Origin of the sequence: Methylocapsa sp. S129, from assembly GCF_009765995.1 — a bacterium.
Taxonomy (GTDB): domain Bacteria; phylum Pseudomonadota; class Alphaproteobacteria; order Rhizobiales; family Beijerinckiaceae; genus Roseiarcus.
The window spans coordinates 20,022-33,054 of record NZ_LMUI01000029.1 but is presented as its reverse complement, the minus strand read 5'-3'; the positions used below and the strand labels follow the sequence as shown (position 1 = coordinate 33,054).

6 protein-coding genes are annotated in these 13,033 nt (G+C 56.9%); 5 read left to right on the top strand and 1 reads right to left on the bottom strand.

Features of this window, described 5'->3' with window-relative positions; translation table 11 throughout:
* From GSQ90_RS16945 to GSQ90_RS16925, 5 genes are all read left to right on the top strand, one after another.
* Positions 1 to 1,381: HlyD family type I secretion periplasmic adaptor subunit (locus GSQ90_RS16945; RefSeq protein ID WP_158816152.1), on the top strand; the 1,381-nt coding region annotated here is incomplete at its 5' end.
* 255 nt (positions 1,382 to 1,636) lie between these two features.
* Positions 1,637 to 2,434, top strand: a complete 798-nt coding sequence (locus tag GSQ90_RS16940) for an HlyD family secretion protein (protein WP_210254916.1) — start codon at positions 1,637 to 1,639, stop codon at positions 2,432 to 2,434.
* Between the two features lie 69 nt (positions 2,435 to 2,503).
* Positions 2,504 to 3,562, top strand: coding sequence for a hypothetical protein (locus tag GSQ90_RS16935; RefSeq protein WP_158816039.1), 1,059 nt, complete (start codon positions 2,504 to 2,506; stop codon positions 3,560 to 3,562).
* 12 nt (positions 3,563 to 3,574) lie between these two features.
* The gene (locus tag GSQ90_RS16930; RefSeq protein WP_158816038.1) at positions 3,575 to 11,032 is read left to right on the top strand and encodes a matrixin family metalloprotease; all 7,458 of its coding nucleotides are present in this window, start codon (positions 3,575 to 3,577) and stop codon (positions 11,030 to 11,032) included.
* Positions 11,033 to 11,227: 195 nt separating this feature from the next.
* The gene (locus tag GSQ90_RS16925; protein WP_158816037.1) at positions 11,228 to 12,043 is read left to right on the top strand and encodes a sulfotransferase; all 816 of its coding nucleotides are present in this window, start codon (positions 11,228 to 11,230) and stop codon (positions 12,041 to 12,043) included.
* Between the two features lie 296 nt (positions 12,044 to 12,339).
* Here GSQ90_RS16925 and GSQ90_RS16920 read toward each other — a convergent pair.
* Positions 12,340 to 13,033, bottom strand: a 694-nt coding sequence (locus GSQ90_RS16920) for a DUF2493 domain-containing protein (protein ID WP_158816150.1), incomplete at its 5' end; no start/stop codon positions are given.

Genomic DNA, 13,033 nt, shown 5'->3' with positions numbered 1-13,033 from the left:
GCGCGAGTTCCTGCCGGCCGCGCTGGAGGTCGTCGAGACGCCAGCTTCGCCGCTCGGGCGGGGAATCGCCTTTGGCATACTCGCCTTCTTCTGCGCGGCGCTCGCCTGGTCGTGGTTCGGCTATGTCGACATAATCGCCACGGCTCAAGGCCGGCTGTTGCCGACCGGCAGGGTCAAGGTGGTGCAGCCGCTTGAAGCGGGAATCGTGCGGGACATCCGCGTGCAGGATGGCGACATCGTCCATGCCGGCGATCTTCTGGTCGCGCTCGACGGCACGACGACCTCGGCCGATCGCGATCGGGCGGCGCATGATCTGATGACGGCCGAACTCGATATCGCCAGGCTTCTGGCGCTGAAAAATGAAAATGATCCTGGCAAGGCGGTCGAAGCCTTCGTCGCGCCCGACAACGCGGCCGCGCATGAACTGGAAATGGCGCGCGCGTTCACCTGGGCGCAGGCGGCCGAACAGGCCGCCAAACTCGCCGCCCTCGACCAGCAGATCGATCAGAAGCGCGCCGAATCCGAGGAGGTTCGCGCGGGCATCGACAAGCTCCAGGCGACGATTCCGCTGCTGCAGCAAAAGGATGTTCTTCGCACCAAGTTGCTGGCGTTGGAATATGGCAACCGCTTTGCCTGGCTCGACGCGGAGCAGGCGCTCCAGGAGGCCCAGCATGATCTCATCGTGCAGGGTCGGAAAGCGGTCGAGACGGATGCGGCGCGCGCCGCGCTGGAGCGTCAGCGCGATCAGACGCGCGCGGAATACGCCCATAAGGTTCTTAGCGATCTGGCCGACGCGGAACAGAAGGCCAGTCAGCAGACGCAAGACCTCGTCAAGGCAACGCGCAAATCGGCGGAGACGGAGCTGCGCGCGCCGATCGACGGGGTCGTCCAACAACTGGCGATCCACACCTTAGGCGGCGTGGTGACGCCCGCGCAGCAGCTTCTGGTGATCGTGCCGGAGGGTCAGTCGCTCATCCTGGAAGCGATGGTGTCGAACGCCGATGTCGGATTTGTCCACGCCGGTCAGGAAGTCGAAGTGAAAGTCGAAACCTTCAATTTTACGCGATACGGCTTGATCCATGGGCGCGTCATCTCCATCAGCCCCGATGTCGTCACCGAGGACAAGCGGCCGACCGATGACAACGGCGCCAATTCGGGCGACGCCAAGAACGCAAAGGGCGATCAACAGGCCAACAACTCGCCTTCCTATGTCGCGCGCGTCGCGCTGGAGGGAACCAGCATGGTGGTCGACGGCAGAACGGAGCCGCTGCGGCCCGGCATGGCGGTCACCGCGGAGATCAAGACGGGCTCGCGGCGCATTCTCGAATATCTGCTCTCGCCGCTCAGACAATATTCGCAGGAAGCCATTAGGGAGAGGTGATGGACCCAGAGAGCGAGGGCTATCGCGACGAACGCTGGGTGTTCGATTGTCGTCGGCTCTGATGCTCACGACTGAACAGGCGTTGTTCAAATCTTCTGCTTCAAAGAGGGAAGAGGGAGGCGATGACGGAATCGTGATTAACACTCGACGGTTTGCGCCTTTTCGATGTCAATCGTCCAATCTAACTTCGTGGAAATGGTAGCGTCGAAGTACTTCGCGTTTCCATCAAAGTGAGGCTGGTCCATGGGAGTTGCGTTGGAATCCGGGCTTGCCAGTCTGATTGTCCTGTCACGTTTTCGTGGGTTCGCCGCTGCCATCGGTCAGATGCGGCATCGCTTTCCTGCGGCACAAATTGGCGTCGTTGATATCCACCGCGGCGCGCCCGGACATGGCCTGAAAGCGCACGCGAGAACGGTTTCAAGAAAGCGCCTCGACAACGTGGTGTTGCCAACGACCGACCTGTCGAAGGCCGAAATCCAGGCCAACGAACATCAAGAAGGCATGCGGAAATTCGTATTGAAACGTGGCCTGGACGTTGCGCGTGCCCGTCGACGGCACGGTGTAACAACTCGCCGCCCATACGCTCGACAGCATCGTCACGCCGGCACAGCAACTCAGAGTGCCCCCAAAGTGACCGGCCTGGAGATTGAGGCGATGCTGGCTAACAAGGACGTCGGCTTTGTTCATAAGGGGCAGGAGGTCGAGATCAAGGTCGAGGCCTTCACCTTCACGCGCTATGGGTTGCTGCATGGCGTCGTCGCGAGCGTAAGCCAGGATGTCGTCACACCGCAAGATTCGAGTGTCGATGCGCGCGGTTCGCGTAAGGACGATTCCGACGCTGAGAGCGACGAGAAGGAGCGCCAGTCGCGGCAGCCGACCTATGTCGCGCATGTCGCGCTCGCGGCGACCGGCATTCAGACGGAGAATGGTTTTGCGCCGCTGGAGCCCGGCATAGCGGTGACGGCGGAAATCAAGACAGGACGACGGTCGGTGATCAGCTATTTGTTGTCGCCGCTCATTCGGTTCAAGCAGGAAGGATTAAGGGAGAGATGAGAACGCGTTTGCAGAGCGGAAAACACCTGGTTCGACGGCGCAGGCGTCAAGCGCGTGGTCAGAACAATTATGTCTAAAATCGCCGCGATGACTGGTGGTCAATTTAAATACGCGGCGTTAATATCACTCTTTTTAATTAACGCCGCATATCCAGAAAGCGTCTTACCAAAGAAAGATCCTGACAATGCGTCCCCGTATAAAGTGACATCCTATCAACAATCCACCTTAGAGTTGATGGACTATAATTTTATAAATTTTCCTAAAGACAATGACGAACAATTTCCACATCTGTACAGTATCGGTGGCCGAGGTATTTTTCAAACGTTAACTTATATTTCTATTCGGATGGCGGAGGACAATATCGCTAGAATCGCAGTCGCCGCCAAAATCGGAACGGATCGTTCCCCAGAATATCAGATAATAAATGACGGTCAACACTATGTCGTCCCACCCACAAGTATTGCAGACCAAAATCCAGACATCAATGCAATCGAACGGCAATCACGCCATGGTAATGATTCACTCGGAAACGGCAAATTAACGCTCGCTGGCGGGTACGCACTAAATATTGCTTTTTACGATAAAGAAAATACAAAGCACAATCTCACGGTCAGCAACGACGATAATGACTATGTTGATGCGTATTTTGGCGAACTCCTACCTACGATAGGATGTATATTATATACGCATATGCTTCACGTTAGATGGGACGACGAAAGTCAAGATATCGCTATTGCTCTTCCGTCAACCTCTGATGCAGAGGACGAAGTGGGAGGATATGACGAAGATCGCTCGTGCAAAGATCAATTTGGAAAAACACATAATTCTATCTTTGCTGATATTAGCAGTTCAAATCGAATGCTGGCTTCAGACCATCTTATATACATATCAAATAAACACAATATATTTTCATTTCCAATAGAATGGCTAAACCCATCACGATCGGGAAGAGACGGCACACGTGACCGTTTCATTATACAGAAACAGATAATATTACCGGCATTAGAGAATGCTAGAGATGCTGTACTAAATAACAAAGATATCCTTGCGAAATGTCGAACAAGAGCAGTCGATTGCGTCCAAGAATTAATCGACAGCACGTTTCTTTCGCTTGCGCAGAAAAAATGAGGAGATATTCGAATGGCGAACACGACTTCACTCACTGAGAATCAAATTAATGCACTATCGGCATATGCCGTTGGTTTGGGATCGGAAGGGCACGCTGTCGCTCCCGCGGTAAGTCTAGCCGGACGAAATTCAGGATACGCGGTTGGCATCATGCAATGGGATTTCGGAGAACGAAATAGTAGCAGCAGTCAGTGGGCGGAACTATATAACAATTTTATTTCTGGGTTTGAGGCATCCCCTCAAGCGGCAACGTTGACGTCAAGCGATATATCCCAAATCTTGGTGAGTCTGCCCCAGAGCGGAAATCAGTTGCAGAATAGTGGGCAATATCTCAGTGCAACCCAACTGAGCGCGTTAAATGCCTACGTCAGTAGCTCAGATGGCTTGGCGGCAGTTAATCAACTTGACCAAGCTGCGATTGGTTATTTGTCAACATCAGCCACGAGTGCCGCTAATTTGGTGGCAGCTAGTGGCTCCGACCAAGATGCGCAGGCCGTAGCGGCAGCGATGGCTGCCAAATTGACAAATCAAACGGGCAGTGACAACGCATTCACCAACTATCTGCAAGGATTTGTCTCTCAAAATCAGCAAATAACCGTAGATGACATCGGTGACTACGCGGACAATCTTTCTGGAGCAGCGCAGACAGGTTTTAATCAAGCGTTTAGCGCCGCTAATATCATGAATATGATGGCCGATAGCAATAACGCAACGTTGCAGGCCGTTTATTCGGATATGGTGAACAACTTGTCGAATGAGCCCGCTTCCTTGGTATCGCAAGACGGCTTGTACGATTTAGGAGAAAGATTAATCACAGCTAATCCTGATGCTGCAGCCAATATCATCGACGCTATCAACTCTGGGGCTACATATTCAAATAGTGCGGGATCAGCTGCGAACGCAGACGGATTTATCGCTTGGAGTAGCACGACGCAAACATATACCCAAGGAACCTTTGCGTCGACTGGCGGGGTCGTAGTTATTTGGAATAAAGACGGGACCGCATTTGTAATTCAAAACGGGGTGTCCACCCAGTTGGACGATATTTCGGATATAGAATACGACAAAGCGTCACAGTCGATGTCGATCGACATGCCGGACGGTTCAACGATTATTCTCTCGCAAAACCAACAAGACACTGACACGCAATACGCCTTTAATGCCACGACAGGCGCTCCGCAGGATGACGCGTTGAGCGCGATTAATTCTGCCCTTGATCTCAGCGATCAAAGCATAGGCTCCTTCACCGGCGGCGCCAGTTTGAGTTATGTGGAGGCAGATCAGGTTGATGCGGCTGGAGATATGAGCGCATCCGTTTCTGGAAGCGGAGCGCCCGTCGCCTTGACAGGGGCGGCTATTACCCTAGACGCAGACGCTTCGGCTACTGTCACAGGCGGCACGAACTCTCTGTCGCTCGGCTCTGGCTCCTCCGCGACCCTCACGGGAACTGGCGAGACAGTCAACGCGTCGATAGCTAACTTGACGCTCGGCGCGGGGTCCAGCGCTCAGGTGTTCGGAACCTACGACACCTTGGCTGCCCAGAGCGGTTCCGGCGGTCTTGACACCTTTGCCGCTGTCTCTTCTGGTCAGCAGATCGTCAATGGCTTTGCCGACAACAATACCAACGGCGCGACGGCGGCGACCGCCAACAGCGGCGACACATCCGTGACGGTCGAAGCCTATTCAGGTGGCTCCAGCACCCCGCAGACGACAACGATTTCCGTCAACTCCAACGGCGACACGAGTGTCTCGACAGCCGGCTCCTATCTCGCCAATTACGTTGCCGGCCTAGACGGCCAGGCGCAAAACACGACCGGCTGGACGCAAGTCGCGAGCAACGACCCGACGATCGGGCTTTCCAACGGCCAAGGCGTGACAGTCGCGACGACCTCGGGTCAGACGATCACGGCAGGTGGAACGAACCCCGGCATCGTGGTCGATGGGGCCGGCGGCAACCAAGTCTCGGTTGGCGCTAACAATTCCGCTATTGTGGTCGGATCGAACGATCAGGCCTCCGCGGCGGCCGGCGCAACTCTCTCCCTCGCGGGCGATCTCGACACGATCAATGGGCCGAGCAGCGGACCCTGCACGCTCGATGTAACGGGGAACAGTGACAACGTCGATAGTTCGAACGCCTCCGTGACCCTTGGCACGAATTCGACCAGTGACGCGGTCACCGGATCGAGCGACACGATCGCTGAGGGCAGCGACGACAGTGTAAACGTCTACGGCAGTTCCGAGACCGTCAACTTCAACGGCGGCGCCGACTATGTCGGCCTGCTCAACGGCAACGGCGCAACGGACGTCGTCAACAACGACGTGGCGGGGGACAGCGTCAATATCGCCAGCAACACCTCGGCGACGATCAACGGCACAGGGGGGTATTTCGGCATCGTCGGGAGCGACATCACCGTGACCGCCTCAGGCGACTCCGCTGAGACGTTGAATGATGTCGCATTCACCCTCGACGGCAGCGACGATTCACTGGGTCTGGGCGCTGGCAGTTCGATCGTGGTCAATGGCGGCGACAATACTGTCGGTCTCAACGGGACAGACAATGCGTTGATAAGTAGCGGCTCGGGGAATGTCGTGAACAACGACGACGCGACCACGATGACTAGCAACGGGCCGGTCGGCGATATCGTCAATCTTGGCAGCAACACGTCGACGACGATCAATGGAGCGGCGGGCTATTTCGGCATTGTTGGGACCGACGTCCAGGTCACAGCGTCAGGCGAAACCGCCAACACTTTTTCGGCGGTCTCGTTCACCCTTACGGGTAGCAATGACGTAGTCGATCTTAATACGAACTCATCCGCGACCCTGAGCGGTTCTAGCAATACGCTCAATCTCGAGGGGGGTGATTACGAGTATGTCGAGAGCGGCACGGCCGACGTCGTCAACAACGACGTGTCCGGCGACACGGTCAATCTCGGAAGCAACACGTCGACGACGATCACCGGGACGGGAGGCTATTTCGGCATCGTTGGAACCGGCGTCACCGTGACCGCTTCCGGAGAGTCCGCAGACACATTCAGCGGCGCTTCGTTCACACTCACAGGAGGTAACGACGTAGTCGATCTTAATACCAACTCGTCCTCGACCCTGAACGGCTCGAGCAATACGCTCAATCTTGAAGGCGACGACAGCGCGGAGATCGCAGGGGGCGCAAGCGACATCGTCAACAACGATGTGTCCGGCGACAGCGTCAATATCGCCAGCAACACCTCGGCGACGATCACCGGGTCAGGCGGCGCCATTGGGTTGGATGGGTCGGGCGACGATCTGACGGCGTCGGACGAGACGATCACCGCAGCCGCGAGCGTGGCGGATGAGACCATCTACGGCTCGAACGTAACGATCAATGCTGACAGCGGTTTTATTGGGACCGTCATTGGCAACGACAACACGATCGAGACGACCGCCAACACGAGCTCGTCCATCGACGTTGACGGCACGGGCGATCTGGTGCTCGCTCGAGCGAACGTCGACAACAGCACACAGAATTCAGTTGCGATCGAGGGTAGCGACTCGAACGCCACCGTCGATGGCGGGAATTTCACGGTCGATCTGACCGCCGCGGGTCAGACCGTGACCATGGGCCCGGGCTCGTATGGTGATCTGATCAGCACGGCGAGCGGCGCGGATAGCGAAACCATCAATGATCAAAACTCGACGATTGACGCGGGCAGCAACTCAAGCCTCACCGTGAATGGTTCGGGCAATACGCTCAATCTCAATGGCGGCGACAACGCGGAGATCGCCAGCGGGACCGGGGAGATTGTGAGCAACGACGTGTCGGGCGACGCAGTCAATCTGGCGAGCAACACGTCGACGACGATCAATGGCATAGGGGGGTATTTCGGCATTGTGGGGACAAACGTCCAAGTCAATGCGTCGGGCGATAGCGCAGAGACATGGAATGACGTTTCATTCAACCTGACGGGTAACGACGATTCATTGGGTCTGGGCGCTGGCAGTTCGATCGTGGTCAATGGCGGCGACAATACTGTGGATCTCAACGGGACAGACAATGCGTTCATAAGCAGTGGCTCTAGCAATGTCGTGAACAATGACGACGCCACCACCATGACCGACAATGGGCCGGTCGGCGACATCGTCAATCTTGGTAGCAATACGTCGACGACGATCAATGGAACAGGGGGCTATTTCGGCATCGTCGGAACCGGCGTCACCGTGGCTGCTTCTGGGGAGTCCGCCGATACGTTCAGCGGCGCTTCGTTCACCCTTACTGGAAGCAACAACGTAGTCGATCTTAATACGAACTCGTCCGCGACCCTGAACGGCTCGAGCAATACGCTCAATCTTGAGGGGGACGACAGCGCGGAGATCGCAGGGGGCGTAAGCGACATCGTCAACAACGACGTTTCGGGGGATGGCGTCAATATCGGTAGCGACACGTCGGCGACGATCACCGGGACGGGAGGTTATTTCGGCATTGTCGGGACCGACGTGACCGTGACCGCATCTGGGGATTCTGCCGAAACAATCGCGGGGGCTTCGTTCACCCTCGAGGGCGACAACGACAATATCGGGATTGGCGCGAATAGTTCGGCCACGGTGAACGGCTCGAACGACGTTGTTGGCATGAACGGCTCGGACGAAACGGTGACCGCATCGGATGATACGATCAACACGGCGGCGAACGCGATAGGCGATTACGTCTACGGATCGAGCGACACAGTCAACGCGTCTGGCGGTTTCTCGGGTAATGTCTATGGCGGCTCTGACACCGTCAACTTCAACGGCGGCGCTGATTATGTCGGCTTGCTGAACGGAAACGGCGTCACGGATGTCGTGAACAACGACGTGGCAGGGGACAGCGTCAATATCGCCAGCAATACCTCGGCGACGATCAACGGCACAGGCGGCTATTTCGGCATTGTCGGCACGGACGTTGAGGTCACGGCGTCGGGCGATACGGCCGAAACTACGAACGGAGCGACGTTCACGCTCAACGGCAGCAGTGACGTAATCGACCTAGCCGTCAACGCAAGCGTAACCGGATACGGCTCCGGCGATACCATCAATATGAGCGGCGGCGATTATGAGTATGTCGCCAGCGGGACCGGGGATATTGTCAACAACGACGTCTCCGGCGATGCGGTCAACCTGGCGAGCGACACGTCGACGACGATCTACGGCACAGGGGGGTATTTCGGCATTGTCGGGACAAACGTCCAAGTCATTGCGTCGGGTGACAGCGCAGAGACATGGAATGACGTTTCATTCAACCTGACGGGTAACGACGACAATGTTTCGGTGGGCACAGGCAGTTACATTGGGCTGATTGCTGGAGACCAGAGCGACACGATCAACGCGAGCGGCGATGAGATCGTGACGCAAAACGATGTGACCGGCACTTTCAACGGCTCCGATGACACGATTAATCTCGGTGAAAATACAAGCGTAACGGCAGTCGGCACGGAGAACTCCATCAACATGACCGGGGCAGGGACGAGCGCAACCGTTGACGGCGCCAATACGGTCGATGTCTTCGGGGCGAACGAAACTCTGACTCTGGGGTCGACAGGCGACATCGTGGTACTGGCGAACAATGCAACGGGTGAGGTTATTTACGGCAACGGCGAGACGGTCGATTTGGGGCTGGATGACACAGCCACGATCTCTGGAACCGGACCCTCGAGCAGCGCTATCATCAACTACGTCGATGGCTCTTCCACGAACGAGGTCTTCGATCCGCAGAGCAATATCCTGGTACAATTCACGGACTATAGCGACCCCAATCTGACGGGGTCCGTCATCGAGCAAGGCGAGAATTGGACGGGGGGCGGTTCGCAGATCGTGCTTTACTCCGGTTTGGAGGCCGGCGTTTCCTTGGAGACGAATAATTACACCGGCGCGAATGGTACGGGCGCGCTGACCAGCGCCGACTTCAACTTCACTGCCGGCGGTTCCGAAATCGATGTCTACAATCCGCAGAGCGGCGTTTCCCTTCAGTTCACGGACTATACCGACGCCAATGAGACGGGGCCCGTCATCGAGCAAGGCGAGAATTGGACGGGAGGCGGTTCGCAGATCGTGCTTTACTCCGGTTTGGAGGCCGGCGTTTCCTTGGAGACGAATAATTACGCCGGCGCGAATGGTACGGGCACGCTGACCAGCGCCGACTTCAATTTCACTGCCGGCGGCTCCGAAAGCGATGTCTACAATCCGCAGAGCGGTGTTACCGATCAGTACACTGGCTACAGCAGCAGCGGCTCAATTCTCTACCAGGGCGACAATTGGTCAAGCGGCGGCTCACAGATCGAGTTCTACAATCCGGCATCAGGGGTTTCGTCGGCGACCGAAAATTGGTCCGGCGGCGATGGAACCGGAGAGCTAACCACCGAAACGGTCCAACTTACCGACGGCTCATCGGCCGACGCGAGTTTCTCCTATAACGCAAGCGGCTCCGAGAGCTCCGAGACAGTCGACTACTATAATTCCAGCGGCGGTTCCCTCGGCTACGAAGTTTACAATGGTGACGGCGACGCCCTCGGAGGAAATTACGATGGCGGAGACTACGATGATGGAGGATATGGCGACGGCGGAGGATATGGCGGCGGAGACGGAGGCGGCTATGATTTTGCCAAATCCAGCAAATCCCCAGGGAAACTCAGTGGGACGGACATCGGCGCCATCGCTCAATACGACCTCAGCGACGCGAACGATCCGCTCGCCGCCAAGGCGGCTGAAAATGCAAGACGCCAGGCGTCGACGGCGGCGACATCCTCTGCGGAACAGAAGGGATCAGTCTTCGAAGCCGCCAAGTGGGATAGCACTGTTATTACCTGGTCTGTTGCAACAACCCCAGGCACGGCCGCCGATCCATTCAGCAATTATCTGAACGCGCAGGAAGAGGGCATCGTTGCGCAGGCGTTTCAGACTTGGGCCGCAGCCTCGGGCCTTACCTTTGAGGAAGTGCCGGATTCATCGCAGTCGGACATTCGCATCGGCTTAGGCGATTTCGACACGAGTTTGACAGGAATTGTTGGCTACACGAGCTTCGCGACACAAGGCGGTCAGATGCAGCCAGATGCGATCATCAGGCTTGAGGATCCGGCCGAAACCCCCTTAAGCGCCGGTAGCGATGGGCAACTGACCTACTCGGGAACCCAGGCGGAATTTTATCAGGTTGCGCTGCACGAGATCGGTCATGCCCTTGGGCTTGCCGACAATTCCGACCCGAACTCCGTCATGTATTACGAGTCGACCGCCAACAATCGCACGCTCGATCAGACCGACGTGAACGGCATCCGTCAGCTCTACAATGCGACTGGACAATCGTCGACCGCAGGGAGCGTTCAAACCGATCTCGGCGTGAACCTCCTCGTGCAGGCCATGGCTTCCTTCAATACGCAGATGTCCAGCACAGGTCTAACGGCGCTCCCGGTTCATGCGATGGTAGAGGATCACATCCTTGCCGCCGCTGCGCACGTACACTAAGCGTGAGGCTCGGCGACATTGGCTGCGATTCATTGCCCCCTTCCGGGCGCTGAATGTTGCGATTGTCGTCAACAGATTCAGCTATAACTGAAGCGAACCAGCGCCGGGGACGTTGAACCGCTCGCGGCGAATCGAGCAAGCTTCGGCAGATACGTCGAAAGTCCGCTTGTCCGCGATGTCGGAGGATTCTGCACGGTGTTGCATCTGCATTTCATCTCTGGGCTCCCACGATCAGGATCGACTTTGCTCTGCGCCTTGTTACGGCAGAATCCGCGCTTTCATGCTGCGATGACAAGTCCCGTTGTCTCATTGTGTAGCGGGCTTCTGCCAAAGATGAGCGGCGCCAGCGAATTTGCTGTATTTTTCAGCGGCGAGCGTCGTCGCGCTATCCTGCGCGGCTTGTTTGACGCCTATTACGCGGATATCCCGACGGGAAACATTATATTTGACACCAACCGAACTTGGACAGGCAAAGCTTCGCTATTGAAGGAGCTTTATCCGCAGTCGCGCATTGTCTGCTGCGTTCGAGAAGTTGGGTGGATCATAGATAGCGTCGAGCGCATGCTCCGCAAGAATCCCACTCAGGTGTCTCGGATATTCAACTACACGCCAGGAAGTTCGGTCTATTCGCGTGTCGAAACGCTGATGAATTCGGAAAACGGCTTGGTCGGCCTCGCCTGGAGTTCCTTGCGCGAGGCCTGGTTCAGTGAAAGCGCCAAGCAACTGATCGTGATCGGTTATGAAAATTTGGTTCGCGAGCCGGATTTGACCTTGCGGCGCCTTTATGAAGAACTCGGTGAGAAGCCGTTTAAGCATGATTTCGATCGCGTCACCTACGACGAACCAGACTATGATGCCCTTTTGGGCATGCCAGGGATGCACAGGGTGCGAGAGAAGGTCGAATATCAAGAGCGGGAAATTTGCATTCCTCCGGATCTTTTCTCGAAATATTCCGACGCAAGTTTTTGGCTCAGGCCGGAAATGAACCGTCGAGGCGTCAAGATACTTTGACTGGCCTCCTGGATTCTGGTCCACGGCCTGGTTTTGTGTTTCGACGTTGCTGGGATGGTTGCGAGGCCGATGCGTCGGTCAGCTGAATTTTCACATGACGAACATGTCACATGGTGTTGTATTTCTCGGGCGCGGGCAATATCCATACTGTAACATAAAGGACGCTATGTTCCGCTTTTGAAGGAGAGGCGGTCGCACAGACTGAGATCATCCTCGGAGCGCTGGCGCTCGACTCGCTCCGTTGACAATTAGATCAAGACGAGAACGACACCACCACGACTCTTTTTCCGACGCACTCAGCCGCCGCCGCCAAAACGCGAGACCGGGATGCCCAACGTCTTCGCCTTATCAGCGAGGTTTTCGGTGATGCCGGAACCGGGGAAGACGACGACGCCGATCGGCATCGTCTGAAGGAGCCGATCGTTGCGCTTGAACGGCGCCGCCTTGGCGTGCCGGGTCCAATCTGGCTTGAAGACCACCTGCGGAACTCTGCGGGCGTCGGCCCAGCGCGAAGCGATGAACTCCGCACCCTTCGGCGAGCCGCCATGGAGCAGAACCATGTCGGGATGCTTCGCGAGCACTTTGTCGAGCACATCCCATATCCGCGTGTAGTCGTTGCACTCGAAGCCGCCGGCGAACGCGACTTTCGGACCGGCCGGCATCAGTGGCTCGATTTCGGAGCGACGCTTGGCGGCGAGGTAGTCGCGGCTGTCGATCATCGCCGCCGTCAGGGCGCGGTGGTTGACCTTCGACCCGGCTCGCGGCCGCCAGGCCGAACCCATGTGCGCCTCGAAGAGATCGGCCGCGGTATCGCGGAAGAACTCAAAAGTGTTGCGGCGCTCAGTCATGGTCGCGCCTTCGACGATGAGGCGCTCAAGCTCCACGGAGCGGATCTCCGAGCCGTCCTGCTCCTTCTGGCTGCGCTTCTGGTCGTCCTCGTTGCGGTCGAGCTCGCGCTGGACGCGGTCGCCAGCGCGATGGAAGAGGTTC

Bases quoted from the DNA above. Each gene is read 5' to 3' on its own strand.
- GSQ90_RS16935 (WP_158816039.1), top strand. From the start codon at position 2,504: ATGTCTAAAATCGCCGCGATGACTGGTGGTCAATTTAAATACGCGGCG.
- GSQ90_RS16930 (WP_158816038.1), top strand. From the start codon at position 3,575: ATGGCGAACACGACTTCACTCACTGAGAATCAAATTAATGCACTATCG.